Source organism: Pedobacter puniceum (genome assembly GCF_009674685.1).
Lineage (GTDB): Bacteria > Bacteroidota > Bacteroidia > Sphingobacteriales > Sphingobacteriaceae > Pseudopedobacter > Pseudopedobacter puniceum.
Genome location: NZ_WKJI01000002.1, coordinates 268418 through 294639, shown reverse-complemented (window position 1 = coordinate 294639; position 26222 = coordinate 268418). Strand labels below are relative to the sequence as shown.

The 26222-nt window shown below is 33.1% G+C and carries 24 protein-coding genes; 18 read left to right on the top strand and 6 right to left on the bottom strand.

Features of this window, described 5'->3' with window-relative positions; genetic code table 11:
• The first annotated feature begins 44 nt into the window (after nt 1-44).
• From GJJ64_RS07880 to porN, 7 genes are all read left to right on the top strand, one after another.
• Nucleotides 45-1730, top strand: coding sequence for a ShlB/FhaC/HecB family hemolysin secretion/activation protein (locus tag GJJ64_RS07880; protein ID WP_154287244.1), 1686 nt, complete (start codon nt 45-47; stop codon nt 1728-1730).
• Nucleotides 1730-2701: a DUF4271 domain-containing protein gene (locus GJJ64_RS07875; RefSeq protein ID WP_154287243.1), complete on the top strand. Its 972-nt coding sequence runs from the start codon at nt 1730-1732 to the stop codon at nt 2699-2701. Before GJJ64_RS07880 ends, GJJ64_RS07875 begins: the two co-directional genes overlap by 1 nt.
• Nucleotides 2702-2711: 10 nt before the next feature.
• Nucleotides 2712-3479 (top strand): uroporphyrinogen-III synthase, encoded by a 768-nt coding sequence (locus GJJ64_RS07870; RefSeq protein ID WP_154287240.1) that lies wholly within the window; start codon nt 2712-2714, stop codon nt 3477-3479.
• Between the two features lie 278 nt (nt 3480-3757).
• Complete coding sequence (porK, locus tag GJJ64_RS07865) at nt 3758-5107, top strand: T9SS ring complex lipoprotein PorK/GldK (RefSeq protein WP_154287238.1); 1350 nt, start codon at nt 3758-3760, stop codon at nt 5105-5107.
• Nucleotides 5108-5148: 41 nt separating this feature from the next.
• Nucleotides 5149-5958 carry a type IX secretion system motor protein PorL/GldL gene (porL, locus tag GJJ64_RS07860; RefSeq protein ID WP_154287236.1) on the top strand — a complete coding sequence of 270 codons (810 nt, stop codon included), beginning with the start codon at nt 5149-5151 and terminating at the stop codon, nt 5956-5958.
• 49 nt (nt 5959-6007) lie between these two features.
• Nucleotides 6008-7567, top strand: coding sequence for a type IX secretion system motor protein PorM/GldM (gene porM, locus GJJ64_RS07855; protein WP_154287234.1), 1560 nt, complete (start codon nt 6008-6010; stop codon nt 7565-7567).
• Nucleotides 7568-7589: 22 nt separating this feature from the next.
• Nucleotides 7590-8519 (top strand): type IX secretion system ring subunit PorN/GldN, encoded by a 930-nt coding sequence (gene porN, locus GJJ64_RS07850; protein ID WP_154287233.1) that lies wholly within the window; start codon nt 7590-7592, stop codon nt 8517-8519.
• Nucleotides 8520-8567: 48 nt separating this feature from the next.
• Here the strand turns inward: porN and uvrC are convergent, their stop codons facing one another.
• From uvrC to porW, 3 genes are read right to left on the bottom strand one after another with little or no spacing between them, the layout of a single operon-like run.
• Nucleotides 8568-10370 carry an excinuclease ABC subunit UvrC gene (gene uvrC / locus GJJ64_RS07845; RefSeq protein ID WP_154287231.1) on the bottom strand — a complete coding sequence of 601 codons (1803 nt, stop codon included), beginning with the start codon at nt 10368-10370 and terminating at the stop codon, nt 8568-8570.
• An 8-nt stretch (nt 10371-10378) separates the two neighbouring features.
• A complete protein-coding gene (locus GJJ64_RS07840) occupies nt 10379-12619 on the bottom strand; it encodes a transglycosylase domain-containing protein (protein ID WP_154287229.1) in 2241 nt (746 codons plus the stop codon).
• A 1-nt stretch (nt 12620) separates the two neighbouring features.
• On the bottom strand, nt 12621-15479 hold the full coding sequence (gene porW, locus GJJ64_RS07835; RefSeq protein WP_449421287.1) for a type IX secretion system periplasmic lipoprotein PorW/SprE: 2859 nt from the start codon (nt 15477-15479) through the stop codon (nt 12621-12623).
• 131 nt (nt 15480-15610) lie between these two features.
• On the opposite strand from porW, the gene GJJ64_RS07830 reads away from it, so the two are divergent.
• From GJJ64_RS07830 to atpG, 9 genes are all read left to right on the top strand, one after another.
• Nucleotides 15611-16474, top strand: coding sequence for a M23 family metallopeptidase (locus GJJ64_RS07830; protein WP_154287225.1), 864 nt, complete (start codon nt 15611-15613; stop codon nt 16472-16474).
• A gap of 10 nt (nt 16475-16484) precedes the next feature.
• The gene (locus tag GJJ64_RS07825) at nt 16485-16916 is read left to right on the top strand and encodes a bactofilin family protein (RefSeq protein ID WP_154287223.1); all 432 of its coding nucleotides are present in this window, start codon (nt 16485-16487) and stop codon (nt 16914-16916) included.
• A complete protein-coding gene (locus GJJ64_RS07820) occupies nt 16882-17115 on the top strand; it encodes an AtpZ/AtpI family protein (RefSeq protein WP_154287222.1) in 234 nt (77 codons plus the stop codon). Before GJJ64_RS07825 ends, GJJ64_RS07820 begins: the two co-directional genes overlap by 35 nt.
• 400 nt (nt 17116-17515) lie before the next feature.
• Entirely contained in the window at nt 17516-18616 is a 1101-nt protein-coding gene (gene atpB / locus GJJ64_RS07815) for a F0F1 ATP synthase subunit A (RefSeq protein ID WP_154287220.1), read from the top strand.
• 119 nt (nt 18617-18735) lie between these two features.
• Entirely contained in the window at nt 18736-18951 is a 216-nt protein-coding gene (gene atpE / locus GJJ64_RS07810) for an ATP synthase F0 subunit C (protein ID WP_026905005.1), read from the top strand.
• A gap of 96 nt (nt 18952-19047) precedes the next feature.
• Nucleotides 19048-19542, top strand: coding sequence for a F0F1 ATP synthase subunit B (gene atpF / locus GJJ64_RS07805; protein ID WP_026905006.1), 495 nt, complete (start codon nt 19048-19050; stop codon nt 19540-19542).
• A gap of 77 nt (nt 19543-19619) precedes the next feature.
• Nucleotides 19620-20168, top strand: coding sequence for an ATP synthase F1 subunit delta (atpH, locus tag GJJ64_RS07800; RefSeq protein ID WP_154287218.1), 549 nt, complete (start codon nt 19620-19622; stop codon nt 20166-20168).
• A 47-nt stretch (nt 20169-20215) separates the two neighbouring features.
• Nucleotides 20216-21790, top strand: coding sequence for a F0F1 ATP synthase subunit alpha (gene atpA, locus GJJ64_RS07795; protein WP_154287216.1), 1575 nt, complete (start codon nt 20216-20218; stop codon nt 21788-21790).
• Nucleotides 21791-21868: 78 nt separating this feature from the next.
• Entirely contained in the window at nt 21869-22750 is an 882-nt protein-coding gene (gene atpG / locus GJJ64_RS07790; RefSeq protein ID WP_154287214.1) for an ATP synthase F1 subunit gamma, read from the top strand.
• A gap of 160 nt (nt 22751-22910) precedes the next feature.
• On the opposite strand, the gene GJJ64_RS07785 is transcribed toward atpG, so the two are convergent.
• The gene (locus tag GJJ64_RS07785; RefSeq protein WP_154287212.1) at nt 22911-23360 is read right to left on the bottom strand and encodes a hypothetical protein; all 450 of its coding nucleotides are present in this window, start codon (nt 23358-23360) and stop codon (nt 22911-22913) included.
• Between the two features lie 120 nt (nt 23361-23480).
• Between GJJ64_RS07785 and GJJ64_RS07780 the strand changes: the two genes are divergently transcribed.
• Complete coding sequence (locus GJJ64_RS07780; RefSeq protein ID WP_154287210.1) at nt 23481-23666, top strand: hypothetical protein; 186 nt, start codon at nt 23481-23483, stop codon at nt 23664-23666.
• Nucleotides 23667-23702: 36 nt separating this feature from the next.
• On the opposite strand, the gene GJJ64_RS07775 is transcribed toward GJJ64_RS07780, so the two are convergent.
• Nucleotides 23703-24491, bottom strand: coding sequence for a patatin-like phospholipase family protein (locus GJJ64_RS07775; protein ID WP_154287208.1), 789 nt, complete (start codon nt 24489-24491; stop codon nt 23703-23705).
• Nucleotides 24488-25534 carry a gliding motility lipoprotein GldB gene (gldB, locus tag GJJ64_RS07770; protein ID WP_154287207.1) on the bottom strand — a complete coding sequence of 349 codons (1047 nt, stop codon included), beginning with the start codon at nt 25532-25534 and terminating at the stop codon, nt 24488-24490. Before gldB ends, GJJ64_RS07775 begins: the two co-directional genes overlap by 4 nt.
• 26 nt (nt 25535-25560) lie before the next feature.
• Between gldB and GJJ64_RS07765 the strand changes: the two genes are divergently transcribed.
• Nucleotides 25561-26202 (top strand): porin family protein, encoded by a 642-nt coding sequence (locus tag GJJ64_RS07765; RefSeq protein ID WP_154287205.1) that lies wholly within the window; start codon nt 25561-25563, stop codon nt 26200-26202.
• Nucleotides 26203-26222 lie beyond the last annotated feature (20 nt).

Below are 26222 nucleotides of genomic sequence, written 5' to 3'. Positions count from 1 at the left end.
TTAAAATCTTATTTTTACTGTATTCATAAGCCCTAGAAGATTTGATGTTGAGAAAATTATGGTTTTTACTACTTATTTCTGTCCAAATACAGGCACAGGATAAAACCTATCAACTTAAATTATCGGGGCTTCCAAAAGGACAACAAATACGCTACAATACCTCCTTTTCTGATTCTTTAAGTACCCTAGCTGCAGTTAATACGATAGTTAATCAACTACAGTTTAAAGGTTATTTTAATGCTGGTGTTAAAGATTATCAATGGAATAATAAAATCTTAACGGCCGAAATAGAAAGCGGGCATCCTTATCAGTCAGCTAGTATCAGTAATGGGAATATACAAGCACAAATTCTATCAGATATCAGATTCCGAGAAAGGTTTTATACAGATGAGCTTTGGGATATCAAGCAAATAAATACCGTAAAGAACGATTTATTAAATTGGTACGAAGGCCATGGTTACCCTTTTGCTCAAGTTTGGTTAGATAGTATCATCATCCAAAAAGAAAAAATAAGCGCTAAGCTTTTTAGTTTACCAGGCCTAAAAATCAGTATAGATACATTAAGATTAGTAGGTTCTGCTAAAATTAATCCTAAATATTTACATGCTTATTTGGGCTTTAAAGAAGGTGATGCTTATGATGAAGCTAAAATTTCTGATATAGATAGGCGTTTAAAAGATTTACCTTTTGCTAAACAGGTTAAAGCTACAGAGGTAATTTTTTCTGGAGAAAATGCTAAAATTAACATTTTCATGGATAAGGAAAATGCTAACCAATTTGATGGAGTGGTTGGCTTTTTACCAAACAACACAACAGGTAAACTACAGTTAACCGGAGATTTTAAACTGAAATTACAAAACGCTTTCAAACGTGGCGAGTTATTAGATTTTAATTATCGGGGTTTACCTGCACAGTCGCAAGAGTTAAATTTAAGCCTCAGTTATCCTTATGTCTTAAATACGCAAATTGGTGTTTTTAGTAATTTATCTTTCTTTAAAAGAGATAGTAGCTTTCTAAATCTTAATGCTCGTTTGGGTTTTGCTTATCAATATAGCGCAGATAAAAGCTTAGGATTCTTTATTGAGAGTTTTACCGGAAATCGAGTAGCTACAAGTCTTAATCAGACTAATAATACAGCCGGAAATGTGCGAACCATTTTTTACGGTTTAGAAAGCAATTTACAAACGCTGAATAATAAAATAATTCCTACTAAGGGCTATAAATTATATTTTAATTTTGGCGCAGGTAAAAGAAATTTACAAGCAGATTCATCAGTAAATAATGGGCGTAGTCAATTTAAACTATTGGCAGATATTAATTATTTCTTAAGTTTAAGTAAGCGTTCAAATATTTATTTACACAACCAAACTGCTTTATTAAGCGGCACTAATTTGCTAGAAAATGAGGTTTTTAGAATAGGTGGTATCAAAACTTTTAGAGGTTTTGATGAGCAATCTTTATTAGCAAATCTCTATAGTATCCAAACTTTAGAATATCGATATTTTTTAGAGCAGCGCTCTTTTTTGAATATTTTTTATGAGCATGCTTATCTCCAATCTAATATCAATAACCAAAAACTAGCAGATTACCCATTTAGTTTTGGTGCTGGCTTTACTTTCCAAACTAAAGCAGGCATTGTATCTTTAAACTATGCTCTAGGAAAACAACAAAATATTCCCTTAGATTTGCAGCGAGGTAAAATACACTTTGGTATAGTTAGTTATTTTTAATGTTGAGGTATAGCTTATTGCTTTTTTTGTTTTTATGTATAGGCTTACTAGCTAAAGCTAATTTGGCTCAGGATAGTATACCTAAAAAAGCCGATAGTTTAAAACTAAGCGTTTATCAAGCTTATCGACTACAAGACTCCTTAACAAAAGCTAAAATCAAACAAACTAGAGATTCTATCACTTGGTATTATTTAAAGCCAGATCCTAATCGTGAGAATCTTTTTGTGCAACAAATGCTAAAAAAGTATATCATTAAAGACTTAGCAAAATATATACACGAAAAATCTTTACAGACCAAAAACGCTACTTACGGACTTGGTAAAGCTATCCAGAAATTAGATTCTTGGGTGCTTTTTGCCATGCTATTTTTATTGCTCTTATTTGCTTTGCTACGCATACTCTTTAATAAAGAAACATCTACTATTTTTTATGCTTTTTATGATAATAGAGTGCTCACACAAATCAATAAAGAGGATAATATTTTTACTTCTTGGTTCTTTTTATTCTCTTATATCCTGTATTCACTCATCATAGGATTATTTGTTTACTTATTTTTAACGCGATATGGAAGAGGTTTCTCTTTAACAGGTTTTCCTTTATATATCAGTATAGCTTTCTATTTAGGGCTTTTTCTGGGTTTAAAAATATTACTACTTAGGTTTGTAGGTTTTATATTTCAATTAGGGAAGTTAGTTAGAGAGTATGTAAACGTAATATATATTACTTTTTTTAATGTAGCGGTTTTATTTATTCCCTTAACCATCACTTTAATTTTAACTGTATTTAAAGAAAGTAATTGGATTTTAGCTACCGCAGCTAGTTTGGTAGGGGTAATTTTAGTACTTCAATTTGCTAGAGTTGCAGTACAAATCTTATCAAATTACAAGCTTTCAAAGTTTTATTTATTTCTCTATCTTTGCACCTTTGAAATTTGTCCCGTTTTAATAATAATTAAGGCACTCAATATATAACAAAAGGTTTATGCAATCTCAATCGGAAGATAGAAAGAAGAAAGTAAAAAGCATATTGGTTACTTTACCAGAACCCGAAAGTAAGAAATCACCTTATTTTGATTTGGCAGCATCTTTAAACTTAAAGATTGACTTTAGGTCTTTTATACATGTTGAAGGCGTTCCAGCAAAAGAGGTTAGAAAGGATAAAGTAAATCTTCCTGATTTTACGGCAATTATCCTAACCAGTAAAAATGCTGCCGATCATTTCTTTAGAGTTTGTGAAGAAATGAGATATGAAGTGCCAGCAGATTTAAAATATTTCTGTATATCAGAATCTATTGCACTTTATCTCCAAAAATATATCCAATACAGAAAGCGTAAAATATTTTTCGGAAAACAAACACCTAAAGATTTAGCAGATGTTCTTAAAAAACACAGTGGAGAAAAGTTTTTATACCCATGTTCTGATGTAGCTGCCGAAGCAACAGAAGTTTTTTTAAGATCTCAAGGGATAGACTTTACACCTGCTGTTTTATTTAAAACAGTAGTTTCAGATTTGTCAGACTTGGCAGAAGTTTTTTATGATGTATTGGTGTTCTTTAGTCCTTCTAGCGTACAGTCTTTATTTACAAATTTCCCAGATTTTAAGCAAAATAATACTCGTATAGCTGCTTTTGGTGCTACTACTCAAAAAGCAATTTTAGATGCAGGCTTAATATTAGATATAGCAGCACCTACGCCAGAAGCACCTTCTATGACTATGGCTATTGAACAGTACATCAAATCAATTAAATAAGAATAAATTATTTAAAATATATACCGCAACAGTTAAGAGTTGCGGTTTTTTTTTGAAACTTTATTAAAAACACCTCGTAATACGTTTATATTAGTATTTTAGGATGTACCTTAAATAGGTTATATTTAGCATTGAACTAACAATTAAATTTGTTTTTTAAGATTTAGTTATTTGACAATAAAATGTTTTAAAATAATTTTTTATTTTCAAATCTCTAATTTCTGTATATTAGAAACATTTTTTAAAGCATTTAAAAGAAGAAAATAGAAAAAACGCACATGAAGAAAATATACTTATCAGCCTTGATAGTATTATATATGGCTTTTACAGGATGCGGTAGCGGTGGGCAAGGAGAGCTTGTTGGTATTAAAGGTAAACCTTATAAACAAGAGCTTCCACTAGGTATGGTTTACATACCTGCCGGTACTTTTATCATGGGACAGGTAGATCAAGATGTCACTATTTCTCAATTTCCTCAAAACAAGCAAGTAACTATTTCTGCTTTTTACATGGATGAAACTGAAATCTCTAACAGCGAGTATAAACAGTTTGTAAATTGGGTAAGAGACTCTATTGCTATCTCAAAATTAGGTACAAAAGCAGAAAAATATATGCTTAAACCTAAAGGTAAAAATGCCAATAATACGGTTAAGTTAATAGACTGGAAAAAAGTTGGAACTGGTAAAAAAGGACTTTGGTCTGATAAAACCCTAGTTGAAGACTTAGAAAAGAACATGTATTATCAAGGGAACGAGAAGTTCTTTAATAAAAGAGAGCTTAACGTAGAGCAATTAAGATACAGCTATGCTTGGATAGATTATAGAAAAGCAGCCGATAATCGTGGAGCTAGAGATCCTAATTTAAATAAGAATGGTATTTCTGTAACCAGAGATAATTTCATCATCAAAGAAGAAGTTTATATTTATCCAGATACTTTGGTTTGGATTTCTGATTTCTCTTATGCGCAGAATGATCCAATGGTTAAAGGATATTTCTCTCATCCAGCTTTCTTAAACTATCCTGTTGTAGGTGTTAGTTGGAAACAAGCGAAGGCATTCTCTGTTTGGCGCTCAAGATTTAATGAAGCTTATAAAGCATCAAGAAATCTTCCTGCAAGATTAGATTACGATTTACCTACAGAGGCGCAGTTTGAGTACGCTGCAAGAGGTGGAAGAGTTGGAACAAGTTATCCTTGGGGTGGTCCTTATATCAGAAATGCAAAAGGTTGTTTATTAGCAAACTTTAAGCCAGGTAGAGGTAATTATATAGATGACGGAGGCGCAACAACAGTAGCCGTTAAGTCTTACTTCCCTAATGATTATGGCTTGTACAATATGGCAGGTAACGTAGCAGAATGGACAAGTTCTATTTATAATGATGTTGCTACAGCTTATGTAAATACTTTAAACCCTTCTTTTGATAGAGCAGTAAAAGAAGGAGATCCAGACTACAACAAAAGAAGAGTTGTTAAAGGAGGATCTTGGAAAGATATTGGTTATTTCTTACAAAACTCAGCAAGGGCATATGAGTATCCAGATTCAGTGCGCTCATCTATAGGTTTTAGATGCGTAACACCGTTTACTGGTAGAGATATAACAGATAAACCTAATAGAAATAAACCTTACTAAATTATACACAACTAAACTAGAAATTAATAAACGTATTCAAAATGGCTCAAAAGAAGAAATTCAAAATCACGCTTGATGCAATCATATCATGGGGTGCTACCGTTGTAATTATTGGTGCGATGTTTAAAATTTTGCACTTACCAGGTGGCGCAATCATTATAGGTATAGGTTTAGGTACTGAAGCTTTACTTTTCTTTATCATGGGATTTGTACCTCCTCATAAAGACCCAAAATGGGAGAAAGTTTATCCTCAGTTATCAGAAGACTATGTAGGTGATTTGCCAGATATGAACAAGCCAGTTAAATTAAATGAGCTTGAAATTAAAGGTGGTGCTGCTGGTGGTGGAAGTTTCTTGCCAGATTTGAAAATAGGCGATGATGTAACAGCTAAAATAAAAGAAGGATTAGAAAACTTTAGTAATAAAGTATCGGCTATTTCAAATGCAGCTGATGCAACTGTTACCACCAATGAGTTTGCTGGTAAACTTAAAGAAGCTTCTGCAAAAGCTGGTAATTTAAGTGTTGCTTTTGATCAAGCAGCAGCAGGCGTTAGCGAAATCGCTCAATCTGTACAGCCTTCTAAAGAATATCACAACCAAATAAATAATTTAGGAAAGAATATTTCTGCTTTAAATGCAGTGTATGAATTAGAATTGCAAGATTCTAGCGCTCATTTAAAATCAATGAATAAGTTTTATCAAAACCTTGCTGCAACTATGCAAAACTTCAACGAATCTTTAGAAGATTCTAAGCAGTTTAAAGAGGAGGTAGGTAAATTATCTAAAAATTTATCTAGCTTAAATGCAGTTTACGGTAATATGTTATCGGCAATGAATCAGCCTAGAGCATAATTAAGTACATATACAATTTATTCATCTGATCACTTAAAATAAAAACAGCATGGCAGGCGGTAAAGAAACCCCGAGGCAGAAGATGATTGGTATCATGTACCTTGTATTAATGGCTATGCTAGCCATTAACGTATCTGATACCATTTTGAATGCTTTTTCTACAATAAATAATAGTTTAAAAACATCAACAGCCAACGTTAACGCAAGTTTAACACAATCTGTTTCTGCTTTTGAACAAACAAAGCTTAAGGAAAACCCTGAAAGAGCAAAACCTATCCTAGATAAAATAAAGCAAGTACAAGCAGTTGCTGCCGAACTAAACACTTATATAGATGCCGTTAGAAAAGAATTAGTAGAAGCTGGCGGTGGCATTGTTCCAGAAACTGGTGAAATAAAAAATAGAGATGATTTAGATGTTTCTCCAAGGATTATGTGGGCAGAAGGCAAGAAAGATAAAGGAAAGGGATATTTACTACAAACAAAAGTTAACGAGACGAGAGATAAGTTATTAAGTCTTCTTGACCCTCGTGACAGAGCATCAGTATCTTTTTCTTTAGAAGCTAAAGACCCAGAGAAAAGAACGACATCGGGTACTAAAGCAGATTGGGTACAATCTAATTTTGGTGAAGGTACACCAGTTACAGCATCTGTAACCATACTTTCTAAAATTGAAGCTGACGCAAAAAATGCTGAAAATGTTATCGTAAGAAAGCTTTTATCTAAAATGGATGAAGCTTTGGTGAATTTAGATGCTTTTGCAGCAGTTGCGGTGGCACCTACGTCTTATGTTATACAAGGGCAACCTTATACCGCAGAAGTTTTCTTAACAGCATATGATTCTAAGCAAAACCCCGATATCGTTGTAAACGGTTCTAGATTAACAACCAAAGATGGTAGAGGTGTTTATACTGTGAATACCAATAGCGAAGGAGAGTTTAAATGGAAAGGTACCATAAGAGTAAAGCAAACTGATGGTACTGAGAAGATTTATGAAACTCCAGAACAAACCTACAGAGTAGCAAGACCATCAGCTGTTGTTTCTCCAGATAAAATGAACGTGTTTTATATTGGTCCGGATAACCCGGTTTCAGTTTCGGCTCCTGGTATAGCAAAAGAAAAATTAAAAGTTAGCATGACTGGTGGTAGCCTTTCTGGTGCTAATGGTAAATATGTGGCTAGAGTAAGTGGTGGTTCACAAGCTACTATAACAGTCTCTGCCGAAGTAGCTCCAGGTAAAACTCAGGTTCTAGGAACTACCAATTTCAGAATTAAAGAAGTACCACCTCCAATTGCAACGTTTGCGGGTAAGGCATCTGGTACTATCAGTGCTTCTGCCGCTAGAAGTACTGGTAAATTAGAAGCAGAATTAAGAAATTTTGATTTCGACTTCAAATATAGAATAAGCAAGTTTACGCTTTACGTTCAAAAGCCGAGACAAGATGCTATTATTTTGCAATCTAGTGATGATAACTTCTCTGGGCAGATAAGACAAGTTATTAGTGGTTTAAATCCTGGTGATGTGGTTTATTTCCTAAACATTTCAGCAGTAGGCGAAACAGGTAAAACTGTTGCTTTAGAAACGCCAGTGAGTATACAAGTTGGTAGATAATACTACCGTAAATAATTTTGGTATGAAAAAGATAATATTTTCTTTGATAGTTACGATGACCTGCATCTCTTTTGCTAAAGGGCAAACTAATGGTGCGTCGCAAACAACTACTCCGGCAGTAGCTCAAAAGAAAAAGAAAAGTATTATTAGATCTATTCATGATTTTACAGATTCTGTAAAATACGATAAGAATATATCTAGGGATAGTATTAAGTGTGCACCAGATATGCCAAAAGTTAAGGCAGATGATGTTACTTATAGTAAAAGAGTATGGAGAGATGTTTTCTTCGTAGAAAATTCTAATAAATTTCTTTCTGCTGCAGATCCTAAGAAAAATATCGTTAGAATTATATTAGATGAGGTTCGTTCTCAAAGAATCTCTGGATATAATAATGATAAATTTGAACTTGATGTTGATAGTGCTTCTATAGACGGAACTTTAAATACCCTAGGTATTATTAGTGATGAAGAATTTAGTGATTATGAAAAGAATATCAAGTTTGGATTAAGGATTATGGAGGATTGGTATTTTGATAAAAATAGATCAGAATTCAAGCCTTTCATCATAGGTATAGCAGTTATTGTTCCAAATACAGTTAATTTAAATGCCGGACCGGCGGCACCAGGAGCAGGTGGCCCTGGAGCAGGTGGTGTAAGTAATTTAGGTGAATTACTTAATAATATGCAACCTGTGGTATGGATTAATTATCCATCCGTAAGAGAGAGATTATGTAAATACATCGTTGCTCATCCAAACGATAAAATCAAATATAGTTTTGATGATATCTTCCAATTAAGGTTTTTTAGTAGTGTTATTACTAAAGAATCTACCCCAGAAGATATTAGAATTAAAGACCGTAAAGATTTAGCTACTGGTATTGATAAGTTATTAGAGGCTGAAAGAATAAAACGCTCTTTAACACAGTACGAGCAAGATTTGTGGGAGTATTAATCCTAAACAACGAAATATAAAAAGGCTTGATTTTAAAATCAGGCCTTTTTAGTTTTTAGAGAAAAATTCTAGAATGGCTTTTGCTTGTTTTAAGTTCACAACCTCAAGCAATTCTTGTTCTTGTGCTTCTTTTATTTTTTTAACAGATTTAAACCTTTTCAATAGCTTTTCAGCAGATGTTTTACCAATACCATCAATCAATTCAAGCTCTGTTTGTAAGGTGCCTTGGTCTCTTTTTTTCCGGTGGAAAGTTATTCCAAACCTGTGGGCTTCATCTCTTAAATGCTGTATAATTCTTAATGTTTCTGATTTTTTATCCAGATATAAAGGATATTGATCTCCTGGATAATAAAGCTCTTCTAGCCTTTTGGCAATACCAATCACAGCTAGTTTATCCATAATGCCTAAGGCTTTTAAACTTTTTACTGCAGAAGATAATTGCCCTTTCCCTCCATCAATAATTACTAATTGTGGTAAGCTTTCTCCTTCCTCTAGTAATCTTTTGTAGCGTCTAAAAACTGCTTCTTCCATGGTAGCAAAATCATTGGGTCCCTCAACAGTTTTAACATTAAAGTGCCTATAATCTTTTTTAGAAGGTTTAGCATCTTTAAAAACTACAATAGCAGAAACCGGATATTTACCCTGAAAGTTAGAGTTATCAAAACATTCTATATGTTTAGGTAGCTCTTTTAACCTCAAGTCTTTTTGCATTTGAGTAAGCAAACGTTCTGTTCTTAAATCTGGATTTAGCTTTTCATATTGTTCTATTTTATCCTTTTTAAAGAATAAAACATTTTTCATAGATAAGTCTAACAATTTCTTTTTCTCACCTTGTTTAGGTACTGTAAAAGTTAGTTTATCATCATCAATATCTATCTCAAAAGGCACCACAATCTCTTTAGATTTACTTTGATATCTGCTTCTAAATTCTGATATCGCTAAACTTAAGAGCTCTTCATCAGTCTCGTCAAGTTTCTTTTTCATCTCAATAGTTTGCGTTTGGATAATGGTTCCATGCATCACTTTGAGATAATTTACAAAAGCAATTTTTTCTTCTGATGCGATGCTAAAGACATCTACTTCTGTAATAGAAGAGTTTACTACCGTAGATTTGCTCTGATACTTTTCTAAAAGCTCGTATTTCTTTTGTAAGCGATGTGCCAACTCAAAATTAAGTTGAGATGAAGCATCTAGTATTTGCTCTTTTAAATTGCGTAATACACCGCTAATTTTGCCATTTAAGATATCTTTGATTTCATCAATAGATTGATTGTAGTCTGCTTCGTTTTGTAAACCTTCGCAAGGGCCTTTACAATTCCCAATCTGATATTCTAAACAAACTCTAAACTTACCTGCTGCAATATTAGGCTGTGTTAGTGGTAAGCTACAAGTACGCAATTGATAAGTTTCTTTAATTAAGCCAAGGATAGAGTGCATCATCCCCACTGATGGATAAGGGCCTAAGTATTTAGAGCCATCTTTTACGATGCGACGAGTCCATTGTATACGAGGAAATTTCTCGTTTTTAATCACAATCCAAGGATAGGTTTTGTCATCCTTGAGCATTACATTATAACGGGGTTGATGCTTTTTAATGAGGCTATTTTCTAGTAACCAAGCATCAACTTCAGAATCTACAATGGTGAAGGTAATATTTCTGATTTTGCTAACCAGTACCCTTGTTTTGGCATTAACTTTATAATTGTCTTTATTAAAATAAGAGCTAACCCTATTTTTTAAGTCTTTAGCTTTTCCTATATAAATCAGCTCATTATCTTCATCATAGTACTGGTATACACCAGGTTTATGAGGTATGTTTTTTAGTGCTGCTTTATAATCAAATAACATCATCAATAAAATTAAAACCCTAAGCGTTGGTCTAAATCTTCTTTATTCCCTTTTGTACCTGTATCAGAACCTTGATATTGATTACAATCTAAAGTTATGGAAGAACCTCCAGCTGGGGCTTCAAAATCTCCTTTTCTAATACCTAAAGAAGAATCAGCATATACCTTCTTGATAAATAAGGCGAATATAGGTAGTGCTGTATTGGCTCCTTCACCTAAATTGGTGCTTCTAAAATGTATGGCTCTATCTTCACAACCTGTCCAAACTCCAGCAACCAATTGTGGTGTTATAGCCATAAACCAACCATCAGAGTTATCGTTGGTAGTTCCGGTTTTTCCTCCTATTGGGTTACTCAATCCGTAACGGTATCTTAGTCTAACACCTGTACCTTCTTCTACTACACCTTTAAGCATATAAGTCATTACGTAAGCTGTTTGCTCATTTAAAGCTTGTACAACTTTAGGTTTACGCTCATATAAAATATTGCCATTTTTATCTTCAATTCTTAATAAATAAGTTGGTTCTGTCCATACACCATGATTTACAAAAGCACTGTAGGCCCCGGTCATATCATAAACAGAAGCTTCAAAAGATCCTAAAGCAATAGATGGGTAAGGCGGTACATCTGTTGTAATACCCATTCTTTTAGCTAAAGTAGAAACTGCTGTTGGTCCAACTTGTTGCATCACCCAAGCTGTAATAAAGTTTTGAGAGTTAGCTAAAGCTTTTCTCAGCGTTAAGTATCCTGGTAAAGAACCATGGCCTCTAGGGGTCCAAGGCTCACCATATCCGGTTACAGTAAAAGGTACATTATTTACTTGATAACATGGAGATAATCCATTATCTATTCCTACTGCATAAGTAAAAGGTTTTGCCGTTGAGCCTACTTGGCGTGTTCCCATTTTTACTTGGTCGTATTTAAAATGCTCAAAACTTATTCCACCAACCCAAGCTTTAATTTCGCCACTTTTTGGGTCCATAGCCATCATAGAGTTTCTCAATATCATTTTATAATATTTGATAGAATCTATCGGTCTCATCATGGTATCAATATTCCCTCTCCAACTAAAAATCTCCATTGATGTTGGCGTATTGAAATTCTCTTGTATCTCTTCTTCAGATAAGCCTTCTTCTTTAAGCACTTTATACCTATCAGAACGCTTCATCCCTTGAATGATTAAATTTTCATTTCCTTTAAAAGGATCTCTGCCTTTCCAATGTGCATTAAACTGTTGTTGCAACGTTTTCATATACTCTTTCTGAGCCTCTTCTGCGTAACGTTGCATTTTAGAATTAATGGTTGTATAAATGCGTAAACCATCTCTATCTAAATCATAGCTGCTTCCATCAGCTTTTCGGATAGACATTTCTTCAAAAGTATCTTGGATGTCTTTCTTTAAAACAGCTCTGAAATAAGTAGCTAAACCTTCACTATGACTGGTTCTGTTTAGGTCTAAGTTTAAATCTTGAGCTTTTAACTCATCGGCTTTAGGTTGGTCAAGAAAACCTTCATCTACCATTTTTTGCATGATAAGATTACGTCTTCCCAAAGCTCTTTCTGGGTTTCTGGTAGGCGAGTATAAAGTTGTTCCTTTTAAAATACCCACTAAAGTTGCTGCCTGTGCCGGGTTAAGCTTTGCCGGAGTTGTATTAAAATAAGTACGAGCAGCAGCTTTTATACCGAAGGAATTATTACCAAAATCTACTGTATTTAGATACATAGTGATGATTTCTTCTTTGGTATAGTTCCTTTCTAGTTTTACTGCAACAATAAGTTCTTTAAGTTTTTGAGGTATTCTTTTGATAACTGATTTTTCTCTGGCTTTATCAGAGAAAAGGTTTAAAGCCAATTGTTGCGTTATAGTACTTGCACCTTGTTTTTTACCAATAAGATTATAAAAAATAATGGTGAATGTTCTTTTAAAATCTATACCAGAATGGTCTAAAAATCTTACATCTTCTGTGGCTACCAAAGCATTAATCACATTCGGAGAAATATCTTTAAACCTGATATTAGAGCGGTTTTGTACATAATAATTTCCTAATTCTACCTTGTCTTCAGAAAGAATAGAAGAAGCTAAATTACTTTTAGGATTCTCTAGATCTCTAAAGGATGGAAGTTCACCAAATAGCCCTAATCCAGTAGCGCTGATAATCAAAATAATAAATAATACGAAGCCTCCAACGCATTTCCAAAAAATACGATTATACCTTTTAATATCTTCTAAAGAAAGACTCTCTTTTCTTTGCATGTTATTTTATATAATTTAAATACTGGTTCAAACTTTCTGTATCTTTTATCAACAGTAAGTTAGATTCAGAAATTACAAACTTCCTGTAATCATTAGCTGGCAGATTTAAAATACCTGGTAGTTCTTTTTCTAAGTCTGATAAAGCTTTTTCTGCCAAATCTTTATTGTTAAGTTGCGCCCTAATGGCTATTAACTTATCTGTTGTACCAATTGTTCTGATGGTAAGATTAACAATTGATGGGTCAAATTTAGAATAAAAATACTTGGTAAGCTCAGCAAAAGGCTTAGCTACATTAATTTTTGCATTTTTTATATTGATGATGATTACATGTTTTACTCTACTATTATTAGTAAATGCTATAACTGCTGGTTTTTCAGGCACTGCTTTAGTGGCCGTAACCTCTTCTTTGATTGCTGTGTTTTCTGAAATTGGTTTAGTAGTCTTAATTTCTTCTTTATTAGCTGTTTTTTCTGAGGATACTATGGGTTTAGGCTCTACTTTAGCAACTGTTTTTTCTTCTTTTACGATAGGTTTTTCCTCTTTTACAGGGATGTTTTTAGTGGTTTCTGCTTTAGCTTCTGGTTTTACTAGAACTGTAGCTACCTTCTCATCTTCTTCTGCTTTAGGAATATACAATTGCACCTGATTTGTACTCGTATTTTCTTTTTTATCACTAGGGTGATATGCTAATAAAGCGGTAGGACGACTATAAAAATTAGTTTTATTTTCATTGATATAAGCTAGTTGTGCTTTAATAGTAGGTATGATGGTAGAATCTGAAGGGTAATCTTTAATGATTTTTTGTAATTGATCTACAAATGATTGAGGTTTTTCAGCATATCCTAAAGCCATGGTTTTTAAATAATGAAACTTAGGTGCTAGGTTAGGATAATTATTTACTGTAGCTGTTAAAGCATCAATTTTATTAACCGTTTCAGTATATTTTTTTTGTTGGTACAAAGCATAAATTTCTTCATACTTTAACCTTAATGCATCTACGGCAGCTTGGTCGTTTTTATTAAAATTAGGATTGATGATGGCCCTAGCATAGATAGATTGAGGGAAATTTTCAACCAATAAAGCTTTATACTTATTTGATTGTTGAATATTTATTTTCTCATAAATTCTATAAAGCTGATAATAAATTTCGGCTAGTTTTTCATCCTGAGGGTTATAATCTTTGACAAGCAGTTCCAAAGCTTCAATAGATGCAATTTTATCATCTAATACATCTTTATAAAAAAGTGCAATTTCATAACGGGCTGTTTTAATCTTATTTAAAGATGTAGCTCTTTTCTCGTTTGTTAATGGTATAGTATTTAAGAAATCAGCCTTTAAAGAGTCTATACTTTCTGCCTGAGTAGCTAAATTATTATTTATTCCACCTAAATTATTAGCTAAACTGGCTACATTATTATTTGCAGAAGAGCTACCACTTATTCTCCAATTATCTTGTAATTTTCTGTTTCCCCATCTCTTTTTAAAATCACTCATTCCTTGGCTCATGGCAAGAGGGTTATTAAAGTAAAAAGCTCCTGCATTTTTATTACTAGCTGAAGCTTGAGGGATGCTTACAAAGGTCTGATTGTTGCTTTCTTCCTTTTTAACAGCCTCCTTTTCTACCTTAGTTTTCATTTTTTCATTGATGTAGGCTTCTCTAGCTTCTTGGGTTAAGGTAGAAAGCATCAATAATTCTTGTTCTTTTTCTATTAAGGTTAGGCGTTGGGCTAAATACTGTAGATTATTAGCTTTTATCACAATGTTTTGATAGCCCGGATACTCTCTTGGCAAACTTTGCAAAGTACTATCATAATAAAGTTGTGCCTGAGTATAATTTTTTAAAGAATCAAAATTGATTTCAGCAAGTTTTAAATAAGATAAACCTCTTTGTTTTTGAGAGCCTGGGATAGTATGTGCAGATATTTGATAATATTCTTGGGCTTGACCTAAATCGCCTTGTTGTAAAAAGGTATTTGCAATTTGATAATAGATTTGGTCTTTAAACTCGCGGTTTTTATCTTCTTTTAATAGTCTTTTAAGGGTTGCAATTTTATTGAAATCTTTACCGCTAGCATTTTCTTCTAGCTTTATACGAGCTAGATTAGCATTGAAAGACATTTCAAAGGCAGCATTACTTTTTACAACTTTAGCGTAATTAGCATAAGCATCTTTAAGCTGATTATTTTTTTCTTGTAGTTGCGCTAGAATAAAAGTCCATCTAGTTTTTTCATACCTGTTTTTAGTAAAATTAACAGCTTTTTTAAGATGAAAAATTGCAGAGTCTATATCTTCATGATAAAGGTGGCTTTGCGCTAAAGCAGCGTTAAGTTTTGCCCTATGATGTTTAAGATTTTTATGATAAGCATTTTTTAGAATAGAATCTGCTAATTCGTAGTTCTCAATAGCGAAATAAGATTTTCCTTGCCATAAAAGCCCTTCAATGGTGTTCTTCTTCTCCTCAGGGAAATTGCTTCCCACATAACCAAAATATTCTATGGCATTATAGTAGTTACCTTTTAAGTATTCAGATTTTGCTAGTAGCAAAAAAGCATCATCTACCCATCTGCTCTCAAATTTCTCAAGTGCAATTCTGTTAGCTTTGGTTACAACTTCGTTTAAATTCTCTGCTTCTGCTGATGAAGCTGCTTCGGTAGGCAAAGGGTAAATATCTAATACTTGGTTAAAATCATCTTTGTGTAGATTCCTTATATTAAGCTCTGATTCATGAAGAAGTTCTGATGCATTGAAATAAATATTGTAATGAGCTGTTATATTCTTCATCAAAGAAGTTTTTTTACCTTTCTTTTTGATAAAACAACCAGAAGAAAAAATAATCGTTAAGAATATAAATAGCCCCAAAAAGCTATTAATTTTATGGAATCTCAAAATGCTGATTTTAAATATTACAACTAAATACGAGCAAATTTATTTTATATTGCCAATATTCACCATTGTAAAGATATTAATAAGAGCAGAATATTTAGGAAAGGATGAGTAAAAGAAAAAAACTCTCGGCCCGTTTAAAAGAAAAATATAAGTTGGTTGTTCTTAATGATGATACTTTTGAAGAAAAAGCATCGTTTAGAGCTTCTTTATGGTACTTATTAATAGGTACATCAGCATTTGCTATTATATTAGTTTTTCTCACGATCATCGTTATAAAGATTACTCCTTTAAGAGAATATATTATTGGTGTGGCAGATATAGATAACAAAAGAGATATTATATCAACCTATGCTAAGGTAGATTCCTTAGAGAAATTGGTTAAAGCAAATGATTTGTATTTAGAAAATCTTAACCAAATCATTAGCGGAAAGCTAGATCAAGATAAATTAAGTAAGCCAAAAGATACTCATATCAAATCTGATAGTATTAAGCTTAGTCAGAAACTTTCTGATGATGAAAAGGAGTTAAGGAAACTGATAGAATCTGAAGGAAGGTTTGATTTGAGTGAAGGCAGTTCAGGTGCAAAAAGCGGAATAGCAACTTTCTCGTTTTTTAGTCCGGTGAAAGGAAAAATATCCTCAAAATTTGATAATAACCAGCAACATTATGCTGTTGATGTAGTAACCAGAAAAAACGAAAATATTAAAGCAACTTTAGATGGCACAGTAGTTTTTTCAAACTTTACCCCAGAAACGGGTTATGTAATTGCCATCCAACATGCAAATAATATATTATCTTTTTACAAGCATTGTTCTGCTTTGTTAAAGAAAGTTGGTAGCTTCGTAAGAGCAGGAGAGGTAATTGCCGTAGTTGGCGATAGCGGTGAATATACAACCGGTCCTCATTTGCATTTTGAACTTTGGTTAAATGGTTCGCCAGTAAACCCAGAGAATTATATAACCTTTTAAACACAATATCATGTTTCAGAAAAAAAAGGAAGACACCTTGAGAGGCGAGCAAAAAGCAGGCTCTATCAATATTGTTGGTGTTGGTACAGAAATTAAAGGTGATTTGGAAACAAGTGGAGATATAAGAATAGATGGGAAAATTACAGGTAACTTATTATCAAGAGCAAAAGTAGTTATTGGGCAAACAGGCGAAGTTAGAGGTAATATCAACTCAGACTCTGCAGAAATTTCTGGCTTAGTAAACGGAAACATCTCTAGCTCGGAAATATTATACCTTAAAGCTACAGCAAAGGTAAATGGCGATATATCATCTAATAAATTAGTTGTAGAAAACGGAGCCAATTTTACAGGTCATTGTCAAACAGGTTTATCTCAAACCAAGTCTATTACAGAAAAAAGCCTATTTGATGTTAGAGCAGAAAGACAAGAAGCCACCGCTTAAAACTGTAAACAATTATATTAAATACTCTGGATTAGCTTTTCAGATGTTTAGTATCATAGGAGTTTTTACCTTTGTGGGATATAAAATTGATGAATCTCGGGCAAGTAAAACACCTATCATCACAGGTATACTAAGTTTGCTTGGTGTTATCATCGCTATTTATACAGTTTTAAAAGGAATAAACAAAACTTCAAATTGAGTCTTTCAAAATTTTTTATCTGGTTTACCATCTTCACAATTTTCTTAATTGGCTTGGCTAGCTTGCTTCAAGGGCCATTAGGTTTAGCAGCGTTTTTTATCCCTAAATTTTGGGTGATATTTAGTTTTATGGCGGTCATTACCCTTATGGTTTTCTTTGTTTCTTATATTGGGATAAAAAAAGGAGGTGAGGGGCAAGTTTTTGTTGTGATGGGGGCTATAGTTATTAGACTGTTAATCAGTATGATAGTGGTGCTTTTCTATCTCAATAAGTTTAAAATAGACCCTATTTTATTCGTGATAAATTTTTTTTCTATTTATTTATCCTTTACGACCTTTGAAATTTATTGTTTGTTACTTAACTTGCGCCACCAAATTAAAAAGTAAAAAACACGGAATCAATGGATTTTAGCCACATTTTAAATTATAAAAATTTTGGATTAAAGGCGTTATTCGCACTTTTCTTAGCGTTTTTGTCATTTAATGCCTATTCAAATCAAGAAAATGCAACCATTGAACCGGCAGGAGCAGAAGCAGGACATCATGCTGTAGCAGAAGAAAAATTTGATCCAACAGTAACTATATTGGAGCACATTAGCGATGGGCATAGCTGGCACTTATGGGGTCATACAAGTTTACCTCTTCCAGTTATTTTATACACTCCTCAAGGTTTAGAAGTTTTTTCTTCAGCTAATTTAATGGATGAGCATCATGCACCAAAACCATACGCTGGTAAATATTATACATACGTAAATGAGCATGAGCATATTAAAGCTTTAAAAGCTGACGGCACTGTTGATGAATCAGTTTCTATTTTAGATTTTTCTATCACTAAGAACGTAGCTGCTATGTTTATATCAGTTATTTTAATTTCAGTGATTTTTATTAGTGTTGCAGGCTCTTACAAAAAACGTGTAGGGAAAGCACCTAAAGGTTTACAGTCTTGGTTAGAGCCATTAATTGTATTTGTTAGAGATGATATTGCTCGTCCTAATATTGGATACAAATACGAGAAATTTATGCCTCTTTTATTAACTATATTCTTTTTTATATGGTTTAATAACTTGCTAGGTTTGGTTCCTATTTTCCCTGGTAGTGCAAACGTAACTGGTAATATAGCGGTTACTATGGTGCTAGCGTTTATTGTTCTTATTGTTGTAAATATCAACGGTAATAAATACTACTGGGCTCACATCTTTAAGCCAGATGTTCCTTTTTGGTTATTACCTATCATGTGGGTGGTAGAAATTATTGGAGTTTTCTCTAAGCCTTTCGCCTTAATGGTTCGTTTGTTTGCAAACATTACAGCTGGTCACATTATCGTATTAAGTTTAATATCTCTTATTTTCATCTTTAAAACATTAGCTATCGCTCCTGTTTCAGTTGCTTTCGTTTTGTTTATGGATGTATTAGAGCTTTTAGTTGCTTTCTTACAAGCTTTTATCTTTACGATGCTTACGGCATTGTTTATTGGTACAGCTGTAGAAGAGCATCACCATTAGAGGGTTAATAAAATTTAGATGAATAGTGAGGTTTTTTCTAAGAAACTATTCAACTAATAAACTAACCAACTAAATATTTAGAAACATTTTGTTTAACAATCATATAATAAATTAAAGTTATGGTAGGTTCAATCGCTGCAATAGGTGCAGGTTTAGCAGTAATCGGTGCTGGTATTGGTATCGGTCAAGTAGGTGGTAAAGCAATGGAAGGTATTGCTCGTCAGCCAGAGGCTGCTTCAAAAATTCAAACTGCTATGATCATCGCTGCGGCACTTGTAGAAGGTGTTGCTTTATTCGGTGTGGTAGTTGCATTATTAGGTAATAATCCTGCATAAGGAGAATTATCGCTAATAAAACCGGAAATCTAGCGATTGGCTGTATTTCCGGTTTTTTAAAAAGACATTCATTAGTAACAACATATATAAATTTTTATGGAATTAGTAACTCCTAGTATTGGATTGGTTTTTTGGACATTAGTATCCTTTCTAATTTTACTTGTTATTTTAAAGAAATTAGCATGGAAGCCAATGTTAGGCGCTATTCATGAGCGTGAGCGTTCTATTGAAGATGCTTTAAATAAAGCAGAATTAGCTAAGCAAGAAATGGCTCGTTTATCAAACGAAAATGAGGCCCTTTTAAAACAAGCTAAAGCAGAGCGTGATGCTATCTTAAAAGAAGCTAAAGAAATTAAAGACCAGATTGTTAATGAAGCTAAAACACAGGCTCAGACAGAAGGTGCTAAATTAATTGAAAAAGCAAAGCTAGAGATTAACAACCAAAAGATAGCTGCTTTAGATGAGGTTAAAAACCAAGTTGCTTCTTTATCTTTAGAAATTGCAGAAAAAATTATGCGTCAGCAATTTAATGACAAGCAAAAGCAAGAAGAACTTGTTGGCGAGTTATTAAAGGATGTTAAGCTGAGCTAAATAGAAAGTAAAAATTAAAAATTCAAAGCGATATTTAGGTTTTTGAATTTTGATTTTTGAATTAAACTTTTAAAAAAATGTCAGAAATTAAAGTAGCATCAAGATACGCTAAATCACTTATAGATCTTGCAATAGAGCAAAATGCTTTGGAGCAGATAAAAGGTGATATGCAATTATTTGTAGATACAGTTAAAGCTAGTATTGAATTGCAAACTGTACTTAAAAATCCAATTATCCCAATAAGTAAGAAAAATAGCATTTTGGTTGCATTATTTGGAGATAAAGTACATGCTACAACAAAAGCTTTTCTTAAAATTCTTATTGATAAAGGAAGAGCAGAAGTGCTATTTGGAACTTCTAAAGAATTTCTAAATCAATACAATCAATATAGAAACATTGTAACAGCTAAAGTAACTTCAGCAGTAGCTTTATCAGATACTGCAAAAGCAGATATCATTGCTAAAGTAAAAGAAGTTACAGGTGGCGAGGTTATATTAAATGCTACTATAGACGAAAGTTTAATTGGTGGTTTTGTTTTAACTGTTGGAGATAAGCAATTTGATGCTAGTATTTCAAGTAAGTTAAATCAACTTAAAAAAGATTTTGCACAAAGAGTAGTAGCGTAAGCTAATTAAGTAGAAAAATTAAAATTAATATCTTAAATAAATAAAAGATGGTAGAGGTAAGACCAGATGAAGTTTCGGCGATTTTACGTCAGCAATTGTCGGGATTCAAGTCTGAAACTGAATTAGAAGAGGTTGGTACTGTACTCCAAGTGGGTGACGGTATTGCCCGTGTTTATGGTTTAACTAAAGTACAAGCTGGTGAGCTAGTTGAGTTTGAAACTGGTTTACAAGGTATTGTACTAAATCTTGAAGAAGATAATGTTGGGGTGGTATTGTTAGGTGCTTCTGACGAGATTAAAGAAGGTGATACCATTAAAAGAACAAAACGTATCGCATCTATTAATGTAGGTGAAGGTATGCTTGGTCGTGTAGTTAACACTCTTGGTCAGCCAATTGATGGTAAAGGACCTATTACAGGTACAACTTATGAAATGCCTTTAGAGCGTAAAGCACCGGGTGTTATCTATCGTCAGCCAGTAACAGAGCCACTACAAACAGGTATTAAAGCTATTGATGCGATGATTCCTATTGGTCGTGGTCAGCGTGAGTTGGTTATCGGTGACCGTCAAACTGGTAAATCAGCAGTATGTATTGATACTATCATCAATCAAAAAGAATTTTACGATGCAGGACAACCTGTATTTTGTATATATGTAGCTATTGGTCAAAAAGCAAGTACTGTAGCAAACGTTGTTAAAGCGTTAGAAGAAAAAGGTGCAATGGCTTATACCATTGTAGTTTCAGCATCAGCTTCAGATCCTGCTCCAATGCAATTCTATGCTCCATTTGCAGGTGCTGCTATTGGTGAGTTCTTCCGTGATACAGGTAAACCGGCTTTAATTGTTTATGATGATTTATCTAAACAAGCAGTAGCTTACCGTGAGGTATCGTTATTATTGAAACGTCCTCCTGGTCGTGAGGCTTATCCTGGAGACGTTTTCTATCTTCACAGTCGTTTGTTAGAAAGAGCTGCAAAAATCAACTCTAATGATTCAATCGCTCAACAAATGAACGATTTACCTGAGTCTATCAAGGGTATTGTAAAAGGTGGTGGTTCTTTAACGGCATTACCAATTATCGAAACTCAAGCTGGTGACGTTTCTGCTTATATCCCAACTAACGTAATTTCGATTACTGATGGTCAGATATTCTTAGAGTCCAACTTATTTAACGCGGGTGTTCGTCCGGCTATTAACGTTGGTATTTCTGTATCACGTGTAGGTGGTAACGCTCAAATTAAATCAATGAAGAAAGTTGCTGGTACATTAAAATTAGACCAAGCACAATATCGTGAGTTAGAGGCATTCTCTAAATTTGGTTCAGATTTAGATGCATCAACTAAATTGGTTTTAGATAAAGGAGCTCGTAACGTAGAAATCTTGAAGCAAGGTCAGTTTTCTCCGGTAACGGTTGAAAAACAAGTTGCTATTATTTACGCTGGTACTAAGAATTTAATGAGAAATGTACCAGTAAACAAAGTAAGAGAATTTGAATTGGAGTATACAACACAATTAGAGCAACGTCATCCAGAAGTTTTAGCTGCTTTAAAAGCTGGTAAATTTGATGATAGCCTAACAGGTGTTTTAGAAACAGTAGCAAAAGAGGTTTCTGATAAATATTAATTTTAGTATTGAGTAGGGTGTATCGTGTATATAGTAAATCAATCGCAATACTCACTACTCAATTCTCAATACTAGAAAATGGCAAATTTAAAAGAAGTAAGAATTAGAATTGCATCTGTAAGTTCTACTCAGCAGATTACCAAAGCTATGAAAATGGTTTCGGCTGCTAAGTTAAAAAGAGCTACTAACGCTATTATACAATTACGTCCTTATGCTAACAAACTAAAAGAGATTTTAGCTAATCTTTCTGCTAGTTTAGAAGATGGGGTATCTGTATACACTCAGGAAAGGGAAGTGAAAAATGTACTATTAATTGTAGTAACTTCTAACCGTGGTTTAGCCGGAGCTTTTAATACAAATGCAATTAAAACTGCTAATAATTTAATAGCAGAAAAGTATGATTCTTACCACAAAAGCGGTAATCTGCATATCATAGCTATTGGTAAAAAAGCTCAAGATTATTACGAGAAGCGTAATTATAATGTTATTGGTAACAATAATGAGCTTTACTCGGATCTTAATTTTGAAAACGTTTCTGTTATTACAGAAAGCGTGATGGATGCTTTTGTTAAAGGCCAATTTGATAAAGTAGAAGTTGTTTATAACCAGTTTAAAAATGCAGCAATGCAGATTTTAACTGTAGAACAATTATTACCAGTGCCTAAAGCAGAGCGTTCTGAAAATCAAGTTTCAAATACAGATTATATCCTTGAACCTTCTAAAGAAGAAATTGTAGAGCAATTGATTCCTAAAAATATCAAAATACAACTTTACAAAGCTGTTTTAGATTCTCACGCTTCTGAACATGGTGCAAGGATGACTGCTATGGATAAAGCAACTGATAACGCTGGAGATTTGCTTAAAAAATTGAAATTAGCTTATAACCAAGCTCGTCAGGCTGCAATTACTACAGAACTTTCTGAGATTGTGAGTGGTGCAGCAGCATTATCTAACGGATAAGATTAGTAAACAGATATTAAGTAAAAAAGAGGTTAGTTTTCTAACCTCTTTTTTTATTTTAAGGTTCTTTGTTTCAGCATCCTTGCAAATAGGAATAAAAAAACACCTCTTTACCATGATGGTTAAAGAGGCGTTAAGGTTAATGTATAAATATATATTGTTAAGGTTTTTCCCAAACGATGGTATTATCGGCTGTAAGTGGTAGTACTTTGTTATTAAAAGAAAGTTTGGTAATTTGTAAAGTACCACAACAATCTTTATCTAAAAATTTAGTTTCAACTTTTAAAGTATCAGACAAAACAGTGCCAACTTTAATGATAAATTCGTCTGAGATGCTTGTTTTAAAACTGATATACCTGGTTGTACTTATCGTACTATCAACATTAAAGCTGATATTTTCTTTTAATCTAAAGCTATAAATACTTAAATCTGCCTGTTGTAGTCTGCCTGTATTAAAAATAAGATTACTCAAGCCTTTATCTGTTATTTTAAGTCTTAAATTTTGAGTAGGAGGAGCGCACAAAGCCGTTGGACAAATCTTATCATTCTCTTGATTATTACAAGACATCATGAAAATGCTTAAAATAAATAGAGGATATATAATTTTCATAATCATATTTTAAAGGCTTTACGTTTTCTAATGTTTATACGCTACAATTTTGTGAAATAAATTAGCGACTATATCTAACTATTTTATATTTTTGCAGCATAAAGCTTTAATATTTAAGTTATGGTAAACGCAAATAACCCTTCTCATTATAAAGTAATTATCTTAGGAGTTTTTGTAACTCTATTTGGTGTATACATTAAACAATTTATAGAGCATTCTACAGTTGTAGATTTACTTGGATGGGCTTTAACTTTTATAGGTTCTTTCATCTCTATAGGTGGTGTTTTCAAAATCTTAAAAGGTTAATAAAAATTAAAATATTAGGTAAAAGCTCTGAGGTTCTCAGGGCTTTTTCTTTTTTAAGCCCAAGATAATTTGCGTTAAAGATTCACTTTCGCGTATTTGTTTTAGCGCTTCTTCATGTGCTATCCAAAATATTTCTTCAGCTCTGCTAATCTCAAAAATACCGGTTTCGCCTAAACCATGCGGTTCAATTAATATATTTACTCCTTTCCTTTTTTCTTCCATATCATGATTGGTAGATAAAGTAGCAGCTCTTTCAATAACATGTTTCATGTTACGTAGCTTTTTTATTTCAGGTAAATGGTTGCAAGATGAACCAATAATGTAATCGCAATTATTTTGTAAAGGCTCTAAAGGGAAATTATTAAGCACACCACCATCAACATAAAAATCACCTTCTATTTCTATGGGACTAAAAATTCCTGGTATACAACTAGAAGCCATTACCTTATCAATTAAAGTGCCCGAGTTAAAATAAGTGAGCTTACCCGTATTAAAATTAGTTGCAGTAACGGTTAAAGGTATTTTTAGTTTCTCAAAGCTATCATGCGGGAGGTAATCTAAAAATAATGAAAAAGTTGATTCTAGCTTCAAAAGTGCCGGACGTCCAATGGCTAGTCTAAATAAGCGAAGTAGTTGCGTTTTTTTGAAGATGGTTAGTGCATCGTAAGGGTCAATTCCATTAGCAAATAAAGCACCTGCAATAGCTCCGGCACTTGTACCTGTAATTTGATGGATAGGGATTTTCTTTTCTTTAAGAGCTTTTAAAACACCTAAATGAGCAATTCCTCTTATCCCGCCTCCACTTAAAACTATACCTATTTTCATTTTTGATTGGGCCTGTATTTAGAATCCTTTAAAATTTTCTGATAGTCTTTTTCTAACATCAGATTTTGTAAAGTTGTTTCAGGATTTTCTTGCATATAATGCTTTACAATTTGCCAGCCAATAAATAATCCAAGTTTTGGTGCAGAATTATTTTTATCGCCCAAGCCAGGTGTAAATGGTGCTTCTGATAAGTATTTCTGTATTTTTAAATAATCGGTATCATAAAGTAAATCTTCACTTAAAAAATAGGCCCAAATATCAGACTCGAAATTGCTCGCCCACTCGGCCTGTGCTTTGGTATAACCAATAAGCACACTATCAGCAACATGAGGTTGTACTTTACTTAAAAAATAAAGAATCTTTCCATTGTAAATCATTTTATCCAATAAGCTTTTCTCTGCATCTGATTCTGGAAATAACTCTTCGCGGGCCAATACTTCCATTACCCTTGGAGTGATATTATCAGGTGTAAACCTTTTACTGATATACATAGGAATACTTTCTACCAGTGCTGGATAAAACTTAGAATTACTGCCTAAAAACATATCTAAACCTATACCAATATAGTTTTCACCGATGGGCGTTTGTACCTGAAAGCCCGAAATGTAGGTAATAAGCGTAGGTATTTTTATTTCTGGATAGTAATATTTAACATGTTTAAAAGCATCTGTAAGTTTAGGGATTTGAGCATCTAAATTTGGATAAACTGCTTGGGTTTCTTTTTGTAAATCTTGATAAGGAGCACCTGATAAAATATCTTTTACAACTGGATAATAAGTGGTGTCAGATGTTGGTCCGGTATTTAAGATTTTCTCAAAATAATCTTGATAAAAAGCCCCATATTCTTTTTGTAATTGAGGTAAGGCTGTAGCAAGCTGGTTCGGATTTACTTTAGCTAAGTCTTGATCAAATCTTTTGATTTTAAGGTCTACTTTAATATTGCTTACATCTACTTTATTTTCTTGTTTACATGAAATACAAGCAAACAAGCATATCAGAAAAAAAAAAGTACTTTTGGGACAGATTTTTGCTTTAAGAATCATCAGACTAATTTTTAATTACCGAAGTTATGAAAAAGATATTATTACTATTTCCCTTTCTATTTTTAAGTTTTTGTGTTTTAGCCCAAGATGAGGAAGAACCAGCTTTTAAATTAGGATTAACAGCACATCCAACTCTAGGATGGGTAAAATCTGATATTGATAATGTAGATGGCAAAGGTGTAAGATTAGGTTTTTCTTATGGCCTTTTGGCAGATATAAATTTTGCAGAAAATTATGCCTTTAGCACAGGGTTAAAGTTAACCACCATTAATGGTAGAACAGAAACCGTAGCAGGAATTACAAATTCTGAGCAAGTTTTTAAACTCCAATACATAGAAATTCCTGCTAAGCTTAAACTATTAACTAATGATAACAATGGGGTTAAGTTTTTTGGCGAGTTTGGTTTAGGAAATGGATTAAATATCAAAGCTAAACAAGATAATACATCAACCATTACGGCAGACAATGCTGATAACAGGGATATTTATAACCAGACTGCTTTTTACAGAGGCTCTATCATTATTGGTGCTGGTGCCGAGATAAGTACTACGGGAAGAACCAAAATATTAGCAGGTTTAAATTTTGATAATGGTTTTACAGACATCAAAAAAGGAGATGGATCTTTGAAAAACGCTTATATAGGTATAAATATTGGTGTGTTTTTTTAAAGAAATAAATACAAAGCGAA